The sequence below is a fragment of the Gemmatimonas sp. genome, assembly GCF_027531815.1.
Classification (GTDB): domain Bacteria; phylum Gemmatimonadota; class Gemmatimonadetes; order Gemmatimonadales; family Gemmatimonadaceae; genus Gemmatimonas.
The window spans coordinates 95,603-111,528 of record NZ_JAPZSK010000010.1 but is presented as its reverse complement, the minus strand read 5'-3'; the positions used below and the strand labels follow the sequence as shown (position 1 = coordinate 111,528).

At 67.4% G+C, this 15,926-nt stretch carries 16 protein-coding genes and 2 tRNA genes; 17 read left to right on the top strand and 1 reads right to left on the bottom strand.

Going from position 1 to position 15,926, the window contains the following annotated elements:
- Positions 1-52: 52 nt before the first annotated feature.
- The 6 genes from O9271_RS13105 to O9271_RS13080 all read left to right on the top strand — a co-directional run bounded on the left by O9271_RS13105 (position 53) and on the right by O9271_RS13080 (position 6,376).
- Positions 53-1,840 (top strand): ATP-dependent DNA helicase RecQ, encoded by a 1,788-nt coding sequence (locus tag O9271_RS13105; RefSeq protein ID WP_298270461.1) that lies wholly within the window; start codon positions 53-55, stop codon positions 1,838-1,840.
- 27 nt (positions 1,841-1,867) lie between these two features.
- Positions 1,868-3,085 (top strand): acyl-CoA dehydrogenase family protein, encoded by a 1,218-nt coding sequence (locus O9271_RS13100; RefSeq protein WP_298270459.1) that lies wholly within the window; start codon positions 1,868-1,870, stop codon positions 3,083-3,085.
- A 448-nt stretch (positions 3,086-3,533) separates the two neighbouring features.
- A complete protein-coding gene (locus tag O9271_RS13095) occupies positions 3,534-5,096 on the top strand; it encodes an Rne/Rng family ribonuclease (protein WP_298270456.1) in 1,563 nt (520 codons plus the stop codon).
- A 96-nt stretch (positions 5,097-5,192) separates the two neighbouring features.
- Positions 5,193-5,510 carry a 50S ribosomal protein L21 gene (rplU, locus tag O9271_RS13090; protein WP_291260941.1) on the top strand — a complete coding sequence of 106 codons (318 nt, stop codon included), beginning with the start codon at positions 5,193-5,195 and terminating at the stop codon, positions 5,508-5,510.
- 50 nt (positions 5,511-5,560) lie between these two features.
- Entirely contained in the window at positions 5,561-5,842 is a 282-nt protein-coding gene (gene rpmA / locus O9271_RS13085) for a 50S ribosomal protein L27 (RefSeq protein WP_291260940.1), read from the top strand.
- 132 nt (positions 5,843-5,974) lie between these two features.
- Entirely contained in the window at positions 5,975-6,376 is a 402-nt protein-coding gene (locus O9271_RS13080) for a hypothetical protein (RefSeq protein ID WP_298270453.1), read from the top strand.
- Here the strand turns inward: O9271_RS13080 and O9271_RS13075 are convergent.
- Positions 6,336-7,064: a glycerophosphodiester phosphodiesterase gene (locus tag O9271_RS13075; RefSeq protein ID WP_298270451.1), complete on the bottom strand. Its 729-nt coding sequence runs from the start codon at positions 7,062-7,064 to the stop codon at positions 6,336-6,338. The genes O9271_RS13080 and O9271_RS13075 overlap by 41 nt on opposite strands.
- 98 nt (positions 7,065-7,162) lie before the next feature.
- Here O9271_RS13075 and O9271_RS13070 point away from each other — a divergent pair, with 98 nt between their 5' ends.
- From O9271_RS13070 to O9271_RS13020, 11 genes are all read left to right on the top strand, one after another.
- Positions 7,163-7,717: an RNA polymerase sigma factor gene (locus O9271_RS13070; RefSeq protein ID WP_298270448.1), complete on the top strand. Its 555-nt coding sequence runs from the start codon at positions 7,163-7,165 to the stop codon at positions 7,715-7,717.
- Complete coding sequence (locus O9271_RS13065) at positions 7,710-8,408, top strand: zf-HC2 domain-containing protein (RefSeq protein WP_298270446.1); 699 nt, start codon at positions 7,710-7,712, stop codon at positions 8,406-8,408. Before O9271_RS13070 ends, O9271_RS13065 begins: the two co-directional genes overlap by 8 nt.
- Positions 8,405-9,019: a hypothetical protein gene (locus O9271_RS13060; RefSeq protein WP_298270444.1), complete on the top strand. Its 615-nt coding sequence runs from the start codon at positions 8,405-8,407 to the stop codon at positions 9,017-9,019. The genes O9271_RS13065 and O9271_RS13060 overlap by 4 nt, the downstream gene beginning before the upstream one ends.
- 93 nt (positions 9,020-9,112) lie before the next feature.
- Positions 9,113-9,196 (top strand) — tRNA-Leu (locus O9271_RS13055).
- Between the two features lie 99 nt (positions 9,197-9,295).
- Positions 9,296-9,367: transfer RNA gene (locus tag O9271_RS13050), tRNA-Asn, on the top strand.
- Between the two features lie 141 nt (positions 9,368-9,508).
- The gene (locus O9271_RS13045; protein ID WP_298270441.1) at positions 9,509-10,996 is read left to right on the top strand and encodes a leucyl aminopeptidase; all 1,488 of its coding nucleotides are present in this window, start codon (positions 9,509-9,511) and stop codon (positions 10,994-10,996) included.
- Between the two features lie 5 nt (positions 10,997-11,001).
- Positions 11,002-12,963 (top strand): Plug domain-containing protein, encoded by a 1,962-nt coding sequence (locus tag O9271_RS13040; protein WP_298270438.1) that lies wholly within the window; start codon positions 11,002-11,004, stop codon positions 12,961-12,963.
- Between the two features lie 43 nt (positions 12,964-13,006).
- The gene (locus O9271_RS13035; protein ID WP_298270435.1) at positions 13,007-13,882 is read left to right on the top strand and encodes a YicC/YloC family endoribonuclease; all 876 of its coding nucleotides are present in this window, start codon (positions 13,007-13,009) and stop codon (positions 13,880-13,882) included.
- Positions 13,879-14,526, top strand: coding sequence for a guanylate kinase (gene gmk / locus O9271_RS13030; RefSeq protein WP_298270432.1), 648 nt, complete (start codon positions 13,879-13,881; stop codon positions 14,524-14,526). Before O9271_RS13035 ends, gmk begins: the two co-directional genes overlap by 4 nt.
- Complete coding sequence (locus O9271_RS13025; RefSeq protein WP_291267811.1) at positions 14,526-14,732, top strand: DNA-directed RNA polymerase subunit omega; 207 nt, start codon at positions 14,526-14,528, stop codon at positions 14,730-14,732. The genes gmk and O9271_RS13025 overlap by 1 nt, the downstream gene beginning before the upstream one ends.
- 131 nt (positions 14,733-14,863) lie before the next feature.
- On the top strand, positions 14,864-15,922 hold the full coding sequence (locus tag O9271_RS13020) for a uracil-DNA glycosylase family protein (protein ID WP_298270429.1): 1,059 nt from the start codon (positions 14,864-14,866) through the stop codon (positions 15,920-15,922).
- Positions 15,923-15,926 lie beyond the last annotated feature (4 nt).

Sequence of the window (15,926 nt, the reverse complement as noted above, 5' to 3'; positions counted from 1 at the left end):
GCGCACGGAGATTGGGTAACGGAGGCGAGCCGCCGGTGTGCTACGGTACGCCATGCTCTCGCACCTCCCCCCGTCGTACGGCTCACTCGCCGACGCCCGCGCCCTGCTGGCGGCGCGTTTCGGCTATTCCGATTTCCGGCCACCACAGATCCGCGCCGTCGAGGCGGTGCTCTCGGGGCGCGACGCGCTCGTGGTGCTCCCTACCGGGGGCGGCAAGTCGCTGTGCTATCAGGTGCCGGCGCTGGTGCGCGGTGGACTCTGTGTCGTCATCAGTCCGCTCATCTCGCTCATGAAGGATCAGGTGGAGGCACTCGAGCGTCGCGCCATCGCGGCGGCCTTCATCAACAGTACGCTGGGAGCGGCCGCGGTGGCCGAACGCATGGCCCGCGCCCGCGACGGCACGCTTTCGCTGCTGTATCTGTCACCGGAGCGACTCGAAGCGGGGAACACCAGTGCGCAACTGCGTGCCATCGGCGTACGCCTGCTGGCCGTCGATGAGGCACATTGCATCAGCGAATGGGGGCACGATTTCCGCCCCAGCTACCGTCGGTTGGGGCAGCTGCGGCAGGCGCTGGGGGCGCCGCAAACCGTGGCCCTCACCGCCACGGCCACACCGGAGGTGCGCCGAGATATCGTGCAGCAGCTCGCGCTCCATGCCCCCACCGTGGTGGTGGCCGGATTCGATCGTCCCAACCTGACCTACCGCGTACGCCGTGTGCAGCGGGCGCCCGAAAAGGACACCGTGGCCGTTGAGCTGCTGCAGCGGGAAACGGCGCCGGCCATCGTCTACACCCCCACGCGCAACGCGGTCGAACGCATCACCGCCATGCTGGTGCGTGCGCGCATTCGCGCCACCGCCTATCACGCAGGACTCGGGCACCAGATTCGACAACGCGCACAGGACGCCTTCATGGAGGAGCGCACGCGTGTCATCGTGGCCACCAGCGCCTTCGGCATGGGGATCGACAAGCCCGATGTGCGGCTGGTGGTGCACCATGCCATGCCGGGCTCCCTGGAGGCATACTATCAGGAGGCCGGTCGCGCCGGCCGCGACGGCCAGGCCAGCCGCTGCGAATTGCTGCATGCCCCCAATGACCGCGATACGCACGAGTACTTCCTGGCCGGCACGCACCCGTCGCGGCGCGACGTCGAGCAGGTCTGGCGCACACTGCTGCAACGGGCCGATGACGCGGGCGTGGTGCCGCTTTCGCCGCCGGCGCTGGCCAGGCAGGTGCCCGGGGTGAGTGAACGGTGCGCCGCGGCCGCCCTGCGCGTACTAATCGCTCATCACCTGTGCCAGGTGGTGCCACCGCGCCCGGGACAGGTGCATGCACGATTGCTGGCGACGCCCGAGCGCATTACCCGTGAGCTCAACGGTCCCCGCGACTTCGACCGCGAACTGCTCCGCGCCCTGTGGCGTGGAGTGGGTCCCGCACTGACGCACGGCGCCACCATCGATCTTGACGGTTTGCCACCCGGATTGGGCGGCGCCGCCACGCTCGTCCCTGTTCTGGAGCGTCTCGCGGCGGAACAGTTTGTTACATGGCATCGCAGCGAGGGCGGCACACGAGTGTCGCCATCACACCGCCGGCGCGCCTCGCCACCTGTGCGCTGGGACCAGCTCGAGCGCCGTAAGCGCACGGATGTGGCGCGCCTCGACGCCATGGAGGAATACACCTTTACCACCCATTGCCGAAGGGCGTACGTCCTGCGCTATTTCGGGGATCGCGAGGCGCGCGAGCAATGTGGCGCCTGTGATCGCTGTCTCGCCCGCTCCAACACGTCGGCTGGTCGACTCCATAATCCAGCCAGACGTGCGCGGTCCCGCCCGCGGTCCTGACCTACCCTCACTCCCCGACCGTTTCTGATGGACGACAGTCTGTATTTCTCCGAGCAGCACCTCGCCGTACGTGACATGGTGCGCGCCTTCGCCCGTGATGAAGTGGCGCCCGTGGCGGCGCAGCACGACGAAGCCTCCACGTTCCCGTGGGAGAACGTCAAGAAGATGGGAGAACTCGGACTTCTCGGTGTGCCGTGGTCCGAAGATGTCGGCGGGGCCGGTTTCGATACGATCAGCTTCATGATCGCCATTGAGGAGCTCGCCAAGGTCTGCGCGTCGCACTCCATCACCATCTCCGCCCACACCACGCTCGGCACGTCCCCCATCGTCAACTTCGGCACGCCGGCGCAGATCGCGCGCTATGTGCCGCTGCTGGCGAGCGGCAAAGTGCTCGGCGGATTCGGACTGACCGAGGAGGCGGCGGGAAGCGATGCCGGTGGAACCCGGACGACCGCGGTCAAGAAGGATGGCTACTACCTGCTGAACGGCAGCAAGCGGTTCATCACGCACGCCGGGGTAGGCGAAGTGTTCGTGGTGACGGCGGTGACCGACCCGTCGAAGGGAACCAAGGGCATCTCGAGCTTCATCCTCACCAAGGAGAGCGTGGATCTCGAGCAGTGCCGCGTGCTGGGCGTCGGCCACGACGATTCGCTGACCCCCATGCCGGGGTTCAAGGCGGGCAAGAAGGAGGACAAGCTCGGGTGGCGCGCCTCTGACACTCGCGAACTGCTCTTCGACAACGTGGAAGTGCCGGCAGAGAATCTGCTGGGTACCGAAGGGCTGGGCTTCATCAACTTCATGAAGACCCTCGATGCGGGGCGCATCGGCATCGCCGCCCTGTCGATCGGGATCGCCCAGGGCGCGCTTGAGGAGTCGCTCAAGTATGCGAGCGTGCGCAAGCAGTTCGGCGCCGCCATCGCCAGCTTTCAGGGCGTGCAGTTCCAGCTCAGCGACATAGCCACGGAAATCGAGGCCGGGCGTCACCTGGTGTATCACGCGGCGTGGTTGTCGCAGAATGGGAAGCCGTTCGGCAAGGAAGCGGCCATGGCCAAGCTGTTCTGCTCGGAGCTGGCCATGCGGGCCACGATCAAGGCCATCCAGATCCACGGCGGGTACGGCTACACCAAGGACTACCCGGTCGAGCGCTTCATGCGCGACGCGAAGATCTGCGAGATCGGTGAAGGGACGAGCGAAATTCAGCGGCTGGTCATCGCCCGGCACCTCTTGAAGGGGCTGGTGGCGTAGGAGCGGCGGCGATAGCTTCCCCCTGTTCCATTCCAGCCGTCGCTTGTGGCGCCGGCGGCCCGTGCGACTCACGGGCCGTTTGCGTTTGTGGGTCGGGTTTTCCGGGGCCAGCGTGCTGCCGGTCAACCCGTCCACACGTTCCACCGCCTGACACGCCTTGGTCGCGTCGATCGCGGGGGCCCGCGTTTCACTCCGAGGCCAGCGCCTCCTGCCGCCGTGACGCCTGTCGCGAGGCCGGGACGGTCCGCGACCCGGGGGCGTGAGGCACTCGATTCGATCTCGTCAGCCGGTGGGGAGCCGTGTGACGTTCGATCGTGCGCTGCCGTTGCCTCCCGTGTCCGGGACGCGACCGACGGGCGCGCTCGATTTCCCTGCAGGTCCACCGTTATGTGCTGTCGTTTCGGGTTAGCCGGAGTCGCCGCCGGCCTGAGGCAGGCAGTGGGTTGCAATGAAGCGAGAACTCCTGGTGAACGCGACGCCGCGCGAGACGCGCGTCGCCATCATCGAGGACGGCCAACTGGTGGAGCTGCTGGTCGATCGGCCCGATGCGCGTCGCATGGTAGGCGACGTCTATCTCGGCAAGGTCGAAGCCGTACTCCCGGGCATTCAGGCCGCCTTCGTGAACATCGGCACCGAGAAGTCGGCCTTCCTCCATGCAGCCGACGTGGTCGTCGAGGATGCGCAGGTCTCGGATGACGACGACGAGGACGAGGACGCCGCCGAGGAACAGGGCGGGGGAGGGGGCGGTCGCCGTGGGCGGCGCGAGGTGCGTCCCATCCAGGACCTGCTCAAGCGCGGGCAGGACATCCTCGTGCAGATCACCAAGGAACCCATCTCCACCAAGGGACCGCGCGTCACCGCCCAGGTGTCACTGGCGGGACGGTTCCTGGTGTACATGCCCTTTGCCTCGAAGGTCGGCGTCAGCCGCAAGATCGACGAGCGGGCCGAGCGGCAGCGATTGCGCAGCATGGTGGGCGAGATGCTCCCCGACGATTCAGGCGGCGTGATCGTGCGCACGGTCTCCGAGGATGCCACCAAGGAGACGTTCGAGCGTGAACTCAACACGCTCATGAACAACTGGAAGCGCATCAAGCGGAAAACGCAGTTCCTGCGCGCCCCTGCCATGGTGCACCGCGAGACCAATGTGACACGCGGTCTGGTTCGCGACCTCTTCAGCGCCAAGGTCGAGCGTGTATTGGTCGACAGCAAGCAGGTGTTCAACGAGATCACCGAATACCTGCAGGGCATCGCGCCGGATCTCGTGGAGCGGGTGAAGCTGTACGAGGAGCCGGTACCGCTCTTCGACAAGGAAGGGATCGAGACGGAGATCCGCGATCTCTTCAAGCGACGCTGCGACCTGCCAAGCGGTGGCTACATCATCATCGAGCAGACGGAAGCGCTGGTTTCCATCGATGTGAACTCGGGGCGCTACACCGGCAAGCGCGATCCAGAGAAGACCATCTTCAAGACCAACACCGAAGCCGCCCGAGAAATAGCGCGGCAGCTGCGGCTGCGCGATGTGGGCGGCATCATCGTGTGCGACTTCATCGACATGGAGACGCAGGGGAACCGCGATAAGGTGCTGCACGAGCTGCGCACGCATCTCGGTCGCGACCGCGCCCGGACCAAGGCGTTTGCCGTATCGGACCTCGGGTTGGTGGAGATGACCCGTCAGCGGGTGCGGCAAAGCCATTACCAGAGCATGACCGAGTCGTGCCCCACCTGCAGTGGTACGGGGCGCGTTTTTACCCCCGAAACCATCGTGCGCCGCACGGAACGCGCGGTCCGTCGCATGTCAGCCGAGGGGCGGAAGGAGCCCGTGGTGCTGCGCCTGCACCCCGAAGTGGCACTCCATGTTCTGGAACAGGAGCACGATTTCGTGAAGCGGCTGGAAAAGCTGGCCGGTTTTCCGCTCGAACTGCGCGACGATCCGCTCCTCAAGCCCGATGAGATCAAGCTGGTGGTGCGGGGCGCGCAGCGTGACGTGACGCAGCAGTACGCCCTAGCCTGACCCGTTCGAGGGGCGGCGCCTCGCCCCGTTGACAGCTAAAGCCAATCTGGATAAGCTTCTAGGCTACGTCTGGAACGCACATAACTGGAACCAACCATGAGCTACGCGATCATCCGCACCGGCGGCAAGCAGTTCCGCGCCGAGCCGGGCAAGACCCTTCGGATCCCTTCGTTGCTGGGTGAAGCCGGCACGGCCGTCGAATTCAACGACGTCCTCCTTGGCTCCGACGGCAAGCAGATCCAGGTGGGTGTGCCCACGCTTTCCGGCGCCAAGGTCACGGCGGAGATCGTGAAGCACGGACTCGACGACAAGATCATCGTCTTCAAGTTCAAGCGCCGGAAGAACTACGCCCGCAAGCAGGGTCACCGGCAGAAGTTCACCGAAGTACGCATCAAGGACATCACCCTCGGCTGAGCGCCGGCGGTGCGCCGCTCTCGGCGCGCTGCCTCACTGGAGTATTCGTCATGGCACATAAGAAGGGCGTCGGCTCCTCACGCAACGGCCGCGATTCCAACCCGAAGTACCGGGGAATCAAGAAGTACGGCGGTGAGTTCGTGACGGCTGGCAACATCATCCTCCGTCAGTGCGGCACCAAGTGGCATCCGGGCGCCAACGTGGGCATGGGCACCGATTACACCATCTACTCGCTCGTGGACGGCGTCGTGCAGTTCGCCCACAAGAGCAAGAAGGCGTACAAGGTGAACGTCGTCCCCGTCGAGTTCGTCGAGGAGACGGTCGAGGCCTGAGTCCGTCGGCCGCGTATCGAGGGGCAGGGCACCACACGGTGCGCTGCCCCTCGTGCGTTTGGGCCAGAGCTGCGTAACCTGGCGGCCAGGTTGCCCGTAGTGTGGCCGAAGGACACTCTCACCGAGGATACCATGGCACTCTGGGACAAGGTCAGGCAGGGGATCGACAAGGCCGGAAAGGCCGCACAGGACGTCTTCGACGAAGGCAAGCTGCGCCTCGAGGCGTACCGCGCGCGCGAGCAGGCCGACAAGGCTGCCGAGGCATTGGGCTATGCCCTCTTCCGGGCAATTGAAGCCGGCGGGGAGCTCGACGCCGATGCGCGCTCGCGGCTCCTCGAGGCCGTGAAGGACCGCGATGCCGAGGCGCGCCGCCACGAGAACGCCCTCGCCGAGGCCAAGGCGCGCATGGATGACCCACCGGAGGCCCCACCGCCGCCGCCGCCATCCGGCGCGCCGGACGCGCCGGCGCCAGCGCCCGCTACACCGCCCCCCGCTACGTCGGCGGCGGAGCCGCCACCGTCAGCGCCGTTCTGATCAGGTCGGGTACGTCGGTGCAGAGGGCATCAACGCCCCACACCGCCAGTTGGCGTGCGTGGGGCGCGCTGTTCACGGTCCAGGCAATGAGCCGTACACCCGCATCGTGACACGTCGCCACCAGCGCTTCGTCGATCAGCGGGGCATGTTGCCACCAGGCCGTGGCTCCGCTGTTGGCGAGGGCGGCCGGCAGGTCGAGCGGATAGGACGCGCTCAGCAATCCAATAGGCGTGTCCGCACGACGCGCCCGTACACCAACGGGAATGCGATGGTCGAAGGCGTGCACCTCCGCCGGTACCTCACGATGGGCCGAGAGAAAGTCCGCGACAAGCGACTCGACGTGGGGCGCCTTCACCTCCACGTACAGCGTCGTGCGTCCGTCAACCAGCGCGAACACCTCGGCCAGCGTAGGGACATGGTCGCCCCCAGGCAACCGGAAAGCGCCCACCTCGGCGGCCGTGAGATCGGCGATGGGTACCTCGCCGTCTGGTCGCTTGAGGGTGGGATCGTGATGGACCACCAGCACGCCGTCGCGCGTGCCGTGCACGTCCAGTTCAATACCATCCACCCCGAGATCGAGCGCCCGCTGAAAGGCGGGCAGGGTATTTTCAAGGAATGCGCGGGAGGCGCCGCGGTGGGCAATGAGCGCCGGCTGGCGGCTCGCGGGCGCCTGCGTCGGGATTGGCATACCGCGAAGCTCGCCCCGCGTTCGGCGGCGGTCAACGGGACGGGCGCCGGAGTGCGTCTTAACGCTTCATCCCACGGGCCGTCAAACAGGCCGAACGTATGATTGACGCCACCCCGCAGGAGGATGCCCAGCTCGATGGGCGCCTCATCGAACAGTGGAAGGCAGGCGACCAGCGGGCTGCGACGGCCATCGTCGAGCGGCACGCCGAGGCGCTGGCGCGTTTCGCGGGACGGCTCGGGGTGTCGGACGACGTGGATGAGCTCGTGCAGGATACCTTCATCCGCGCCTTCTCGGCAATCAACACGTTCCGGTCCGAGAGTTCGTTGCGTACGTGGCTGTTCACGATCGAGCGGCGGCTCGTCATCGACCGCCGGCGCGCGCGGGCACGTCGCGGTCACGATATCGACATCGACGATGGGCACGCGGCAAGCGGATTCGATGCACTCGATCTGCTGGTCGCCGACGAAGCGGCGCAGCGGGTTGCTCGTGCCATGGCGCGGCTGACCCGGATGCAGCGTGAGGTGTTCACGCTCCGTGTGCAGGAAGGGCGGAGCTACAAGGAAATCGCCGACATCCTCGGATCTACCGAGGGAGCGGCGCGGGTGCATTATCACAACGCCATGCGCGCGGTGAAGGAGTTTCTCCATGACTGAGTGTCGCAGCCTCGAGCTGCAGGACCTGCTGCCGGACTTTGCGGCTGGTGTTCTCGACGACGTGACGACGGCGCGGGTGTCCGCGCACGTGGCCGAGTGCACGGCGTGCGCGGATGACCTGGCGGTGCTGGAACTCGTTCGCCGTGCACGTCCGCGGGTCACCGTCCCCGATGTGGCACGGATTGTGGTGGCGCTGCCGCCGGCGACTGCGGTGGGGGCTGTCGAGGTGCCTCCGATGGCATCCCCTGGTCCCCGTCTGGTCACTGAATCGCTCCCGGGCGCGGGCGCACCGCGCGCGGTGTCGGCGGCGCGCCCGCGCCCACGCACGGTGGTGTTCGGTCAGTCGATCTGGCGGTTGGCGGCCACGCTCGGTGTCGTCATTGCCGGCGGCGCATCGATGCTGGTTGCGCGGCGCGGCATCACCTCGGTACAGGCTCCGGTGGGCGCCGGTGCGCTCGTGGTGGGCGAAACTGCCGGCACGATGCGTCCGCAGCTGGCCGAAACCGTGGCGGTGAGTTCGCCCGGTGCGACGGCTCACTCGGTGTCGGTCTCGTATGGCGACCTTGGGGACTACAGCGAGGACGAACTGCAGCGCATGCTCGACCGACTCGACGAGTGGGATGGCGCCACGAGCACGGAGCCGTTGCCCGGCGTCCCCATTCTGCCCAACTCCGAAGGGGGTACCCAGTGATCACCTCATTCACGCGTCACCTGCGGTGGACACGAACGGTTACCGTCGCGGCCCTCGCGCTGCATGCCGGAGCGGCCGGCGTGTTGGCCCCGCTGGGGGCGCAGACCGTGCCGCCAATCACTGCCACACGTGGCCAGCGTGATGACCCGCGCCGCGCCGAGTTGGAGCGGCGCTTCCAGCAGCGCGTGGAGGTTACGGTACGCCAGCGGCTGCAGTTGAGTGACGATCAGGCGGCCCGCCTGCGCGAGGTCGCGAGCCGTACCGAGGGCGCACGCCGCGCGCTGCGGCGTGACGAAATGGAAGCCCGCAAGGCCATGCGAACCGAATTGCTGGCCGGCGATAACGCCAACGAAACGCGCGTCTCGGAGCTGCTGGACCAGCTGCCGAAGCTCGAGCGGCGCCGCATCGAGTTGCTCGAGCAGGAGCAGCGGGAGCTGGCGCGATTCCTCACTCCGTTGCAGCGCGCCCGCTACTTCGCCCTGCAGGACGAATTGCGGCGGGGCATGCAGGAGTTGCAGCGGCGCCGGCTTGGCGATGGAGATACGGTGCGAAATGGTCCCCCCGGCGCGGAGCAGCGCATGCGGCGGCGCCCCCCGGGCGGCGGCTGGTAAGCGGCCCGCTCTCAACTTCGCGGTAGCGGCTGCGCGCGGCCGGGTGTACACTGTGGAGGTTCGAGCGGGCGTCCAGGCGGCGCCCGTTCGTGCGCCCAGATGGCGGAATCGGCAGACGCAACGGACTCAAAATCCGTCGCCCGCAAGGGCATGTGGGTTCGACCCCCACTCTGGGCATCCCCTCTTCCCATTTGCCCGGGATTTGGCGAGCGTATCAGTCAGAGCTGGTCACGAGCGGGTGCACAGCAACCGGTTCGGGCGAGCCTGCGGTCCCGATGGGGTGTAGCTCAATGGCAGAGCATCCGACTGTTAATCGGACGGTTGGTGGTTCGAGTCCACCCGCCCCAGTTGCACGAAGCCCGGTCCAATCGGATCGGGCTTCGTCTTTTTGGGTACATTGGTGCACGTGTTGCTGCCCGTTGGGCGCGGTGCGCCTCCACTCCATCACGTCTTCACCGACGTCCCGTCGACGTCCCTCCTTTCGTTCCCATGCCGCTTTCGTTCTCGCTGTCCCATGCTGCTCCCGCGGCCGTCGACACGCCGCTGCTGGTCGTGGTGCTGTCGCCCGCTTCAGCGGTTCCCGATGCGCTGCTCGACCTTGACCGGCAGTTTGGCGGCGCCATGTCGCGCTCCGTATTGCGGCGCGACTTCCGCGGCGGGCGCGACGAAACGCTGTTGCTCGTGGGTGGCGATACTGGTGTGCAGCGTGTCCTGCTGGTCGGTCGTGGAGCCACGCCGCTCACTCGGACCGCGGCGCGTCGGGCGGCCGCCGTGGCGGCACGCCAGGCCAGCAAGCTTGGTGTGGCGGCCATGCACCTCATGCTGGAGGGGGGCAGCGCCGACGCGAATGCCGTGGAAGGGTTGGTGATCGGTGCGGCGGCGGGCAGCTGGAGCTACCTCGACCTGCAGACGCCGCCGCCGGAGAAGGATCGCCGGGCGCGGCTCGAAGCGGTGACCGTGCTGGCCGCGGACAGCGAAGACGTCCGTGCGGCGTTCACCGCGGGCGTGGCGGTGGCAGAGGGGCAGGCCATTGCCAAGCGGCTGGGACAGATGCCGGGCAATTACTGCACCCCCGACACCTTCGTCGAGGTCGGGCGTGACATCGCCGAACGCCACGGCATGACCCTCACCGTACTTGGTCGCGCGGAAATGACCGCGCGTGGCATGGGCAGTTTCCTGTGCGTCGCTCAGGGCACGTCGCAGGAGCCGCGTCTGGTCGCCCTCGAGCACCGCGGCGGTCCCGAGGGACAGCAGCCGGTCGTGCTCATCGGCAAGGGACTGTGCTTCGACACTGGGGGCATTTCCATCAAGCCGGCACCGGAGATGGAGTGGATGAAATTCGACATGTCGGGGGCCGGCGGGGTCTTGGGCGCCATGGAAGCCATTGGCCGACTGCGGTTGCCCATCAACGTCGTCGGGATCATCGGCTCGACCACGAACATGCCGTCGGGTGAGGCGGTGAAGCCGGGCGATGTCGTGCGCGCATCCAACGGCAAGACGATCGAAATCATCAATACTGACGCCGAAGGGCGACTGGTGCTGGCCGACCTGCTGGTGTACGCGAAGCAGTTCAACCCGGCCATTGCCATCGATGCCGCGACACTGACCGGTGCCATCGTCATTGGCCTTGGGCACAATGCCGTGGGTGTCTTCAGCACCGATCAGGGCGCGGCGAACGAAGTGCTGGCCGCGGGGCAGGCAGCTGGTGAGCCCGGCTGGAGCATGCCGATGTGGGAGGACTATCGCGAGCAGATCAAGAGCGATGTGGCCGACATGAAGAATACGGGTGGCCGCGCGGCTGGCTCCATCACCGCGGCGCTCTTCCTGCAGGAGTTCGTGGACGGCTTCCCGTTCGTGCATCTCGACGTGGCGGGGACCGCCTACTCGCAGAGCGACCTCGGGTGGATTCCGAAGGGCCCCACCGGGACGCCCGTGGGGACGTTCGTGGAATTCGTACGGGCGCGCGCGCGGCAGTGACCGGTGTGACCTCCGGGGCGTGGCGCTGGCTGGCGCTGTTGCTGGTGGTCGTCGCGGGCCACGCTCACGCCGTGGGCGCTCAGGTACGCCCAGACAGCACCAAGCGGGCCGACAGCGTCAAGGTGGCGGTGCCGGCGCCCGCGCCGGCTCAGCCCTTGGCTGCGCAGCCACCGGCGCGTCGTGACAGCGTGGTCCGCGACAGCATCGTGCAGGACTCGCTCATGCGCGCGCGCATTCTGGCGCGCTCCGACAGTGTGCGGCGCGCCATCGAAGGCGATACGATCAAGTCACCGCTCGCGCACTTCGATGCTCCGCCTGCTCTCGAGATCACCGATCGGCTGCGCTGGCGTCGCGACTCCATCCTGGCGACCGGCGCGCTTAACCTGGCGGATCTGCTCGATCGCGTGCCGGGGGTAACCACCTATCGCAGCGGCTGGCTTGCCGGCATCCATGCCGCAACGTTCAATGGGGATGGCTCGCGCATACGGGTGTTCCTCGACGGTGTTGAGCTCGACCCGGTCGAGCCACGCAACGGGGGCATGCTCGACCTCACGGACATCCCCCTGTGGAACCTCGATGAACTCCTCATCGAGCGGGCGCCGGGTGAGGTGCGGGTATGGTTGCGCTCCATGACGACCACGAGCACCACGCCGGCGACGCGCGTGGACATCTTCACGGGCGATCTCAATACGAATGCGTTTCGCGGCTTCCTCTCGCGACGCTGGCGCAACGGATTCGCCTTCCAGTTTGGCGGGCAACAGATTGCCACCCAGACCGGGCGGGTATCGGCGTTCGGTGCCGAGGGAGCGCGGCGTCTGCGCAGCGACGGTGAGTCGCAGGCCTTTTACCTCCGCATGGGGTGGGCGCGCGGGAAGCTGAGCGTCGATGCGTTCGCCAACGCCATCAGCCGCGAGCGTGATGCCCACACGCCTCGATCCGGCTTCCTTGCGCTTCCCGCCTTCAAGGGGCAGCGGCGCGATGCGTATGTGCGTGTTGGCTATGGTGACACGAGCAGCGGGCTGTGGTCGCAGGCCATCGTGAGCGCGCTCCGCACGCGCCAGGATGGCACCGACTCCACGACCATCATGGGCCGGGACACGATCACCATCGAAGGCGACACGATTCGCGGGCAGACCCAGCATCTGGTGGCGGTGGGCTACCGGGCCCCGTGGTGGTCGGCCTCGCTCACCAACCGTGTGCGCCCGCGGGAGGGCGTGGCGGAACACGCGCCGGTGGCACGCGCCAATGCGACGTGGAAGTGGCTCGACGCCGGCGGCTGGATCGAACGCAACGGGCGTGACTCCACCGATCGCACCGATCTCTTCGCGCGAGTGCGTCCCTTTTCCTGGCTGTCCATGGTGGCTGGGCGGAGCAGTCGCTCGCCGGCGGACACCACTGGGCGGCCGGCGTCGAGTACCCTGCGCGCCGAGGTGGCGGTACGCTTCAAGGGGCTCTGGGTGGGTGGTGGCATCCTGCGCGATGATGCCAGCTTTCAGGGAACGCTGCCGCTGCTGGGCATGCCGGCAACGGCGTTCGGGACCGCAGCGGCCACTGGCGTGTCGGCGACGGTACACGGCCGGCTGTACAAGGACCTGCGGCTCGACGTGATCGCCGTCAATTGGAACGCCGCGCAGTTCAACCGCCCCAAGACGCAGGTGCGCACCGAGCTTGCCCTCGTCTCGCAGTGGTTGCGCAAGTTTCCCAAGGGGCAGTTCGGCTTCAACGCGCGACTCATTCTCGACAGCCGGTCGGGAGTGCCGTTCTTCTACGGTGCCGACGAGGAACCCACCAAGTGGATCACCGAGCCGGCGATCGTAGCCACCGGGTTGCTCGAGATCCGCATCCAGCGAGGCACGCTCTTTTACCAGTATCGGAATCTCACCGGCGGGCAGTACGAACAGATCCGCGGCATCACCATGCCGCCGGCCGTCCAGATGTATGGCGTGCGCTGGGAGTTCTTCAACTGACCGTACCATCCCGTCGTCGCGCCGCCGACGTTATCATTCGCCGATGATTCGCTCCATGACGGGGTACGGGCAGGCCGAGGGTACGGTCGGCGCACTTCGCGTCGTCGTGGATGTGCGCACGGTCAACCATCGGTTCTTTTCGCCCAGCATCAAGCTGCCCACCGCCTTTGCGCGCTGGGAAACCGAAGTGCGTGAGGCCATGCGACTGAAGGTCGCGCGCGGTCATGTGACGCTGACGGCGCGCAGCGAGCGGCTGGCCGAGACAAGCCTGGCCATAGACGAAGCCCGCTTTGCCGCCGTTGCCGCCCAGTTGCAGGAGCTGACCGCGCGCCATGGCCTGGCCGGCGGCGTGGATCTGGCCAGTGTCCTGCGCATGCCGGATGTTCTGGCGTCGCCTCGCGAGGATGACGCGACGGGCACTGCGGCCGAGTTGGTAGCCATTGTCGACGTCGCCCTCGAGGCGCTGCAGCGCTCACGGGCTGAGGAGGGGGAGCGCCTCGCCGCCGTACTGCGTCAGCGGCTCGAGCTCATTGCCGGAGCGCTCGACCGGATCGGTGCCCGCGCCCCGGAGCGCGTGGTGGCCTATCGGGACCGCCTTCGCGAATCGGTGCGGGAGCTGGCCGACGGGGTGGCCGTTGACGACGCGCGCCTCGCCCAGGAGATCGCCATCCTGGCCGATCGCATGGACGTGGCCGAGGAGCTGGACCGGTTCCGCTCACATCTGGTGGCCTTCCGCGCCACCCTCGATGACGCCGGCGGGGAACCCGTCGGGAAGCGATTGGGCTTTCTCCTGCAGGAGATGCTGCGGGAGGCGAATACCACCGGCAGCAAGGCGGCCGATGCCGCCATCCTTCACGACGTGGTTGGCGTGAAGGAGGAGTTGGAGCGTATCCGGGAGCAGGTCGAGAACCTCGAGTGAGCGCCTTTCCGGTCATCCTGTCCGCCCCGTCGGGGGGTGGAAAAACCACGATTGCCCGTCGGCTGCTGGAGCGGCGGCTCGATCTGGGTTATTCTGTCAGTTGTACCACGCGGCCCCCCCGGGAGGGGGAGGTCGACGGTCGCGACTATCGCTTCCTGACCCGGGAGGCGTTCGAAGCGGCGGTCGCGCGCGGCGAGTTCGCCGAGTGGGCGGAGGTGCACGGCAACCTGTACGGCACGCTGCGTACCGAGGTGGAGCGGGTGCTGACGGCGGGGCGACACGTGCTGATGGACATCGATGTGCAAGGGGCGCGACAGTTTCATCTCGCGTTTCCGGACACGGTGCTCATCTTCGTACTCCCCCCCTCCGGCGAGGTACTCAAGACGCGGCTCTCGGCGCGCAAGAGCGAGGACCAGGCGAAGTTGCTGGTGCGGTTGCGGAATGCACGGGCGGAGTTGGGGGAAGTCGGGCGATACCACTACGTGGTGGTCAACGACCACCTCGAGCGCGCCGTGGATCAGGTCAGTTCAATCATCGATGCCGAGGGGCTGCGGCACGATCGGGTGCACGAACTCGAAGCACAGGTCGAGGGGCTCATCGAGCAACTCGAGCAGGAAATTCACGTTTTCAGCAAGGGCGACTGATGCAGGTATTCACTCCGACGGATGTGGCCAAGCATGCGGCCAACAAGTACCTGAGCGTGCTCATTGCAGCCAAGTTCGCGCGCGTGCTGAACGAATTCCCGCGCGATCGCTCGCTGCACGAGAAGAAGCTCACCACCCGGGCGCTCGAAGAGCTCACGCACGGTGAGATCGACTACAAGGTGGTACCGCGCCGCCGCTCCCCCTGATCGCGCACGGAGCTGCAGGATAAGGCGCCGCGCCGTGACTCCGGTCCCGGCGCGGCGCCCTGTTTGGCCCCTGTCGTACTGCGCGGCCGCTCGGTTGCGCTCCCCATTCTCCCCACCCGCTCGCCTCCAACGTGGACGCCAGGGATCGGCTGCGCCGCTACCTCGAACAACGGCGCGACCTCGGTGAATCCGAGTTCGTGCTCGACGGCCTGTCCGTTGATGAGGTGCTGAAGGTGGTGGGCGCCGCCGGCCCGCGGCGGCGTGGCGGCGCGGGCGAACGCAGTACCGGCGAACGCAGTACCGGCGCCATGTCCCCGCCGCACCCCGAGACCGAGGTGGCGCCACCGGCACCCGAGCTGCCGCCACCACCCATCCCGGCGCGTCGCTTCGCCGCCGGGGCCACCACCGACTGGCGGGAGGCATTGCGTGGTGCCGGTGCCCCGGTGCCTCCCCACGCGCCCGTCGCCGACGGGCCCGTTTCGGGGTCGCCGCCGCCGGCTGCTGCGGGTGCCGACAGCAAGGCCCCGTTGCCGCCATGGCTCGCTGCCCTGGACGTGCCGGCCGGATTGGCCGCCGGACGGGTACGCGTGGCCGACATGGCGCCGGAAGTCGCCGCACTCCCCACGCTCGACGACGTGGCGGCGCACGTGACGCGCTGCACGGCGTGTTCGCTGCACAACAGCGCCCGTCACCCGGTACCGGGGGAAGGGCACCCACGGGCCGAGCTGCTGTGCGTGGGCGAAGCCCCGGGCGCCAACGAGGATGACCAGGGACGCCCATTCGTGGGCGATGCCGGCCAGTTGCTGACGAAGATCCTCGGCGCCATTCAGCTCACGCGCGAGGAGGTGTTCATCTGCAACGTGCTCAAGCACCGTCCCCCGGGGAATCGCGATCCGCTTCCCGATGAGGTCACGGCATGCCAGCCATACCTGCTGCGGCAGATCGAGCTCGTGCAGCCGCGGGTCATCCTGGCGTTGGGGCGCTTTGCGGCGCAATCCCTGTTGCAGACCACGGCCGCCATTGGCGCCTTGCGCGGGAAACTGCATCAGTACCAGGGCGTCCCGCTCATCGTGACCTATCACCCGGCGGCGCTGCTGCGCAACGAGGCGTGGAAGCGTCCGACCTGGGACGACGTCAAACTCGCTCGACGCGTGCTCGATGCCGCGCGGGCTCACCATGCCGTGGAGTAACTGC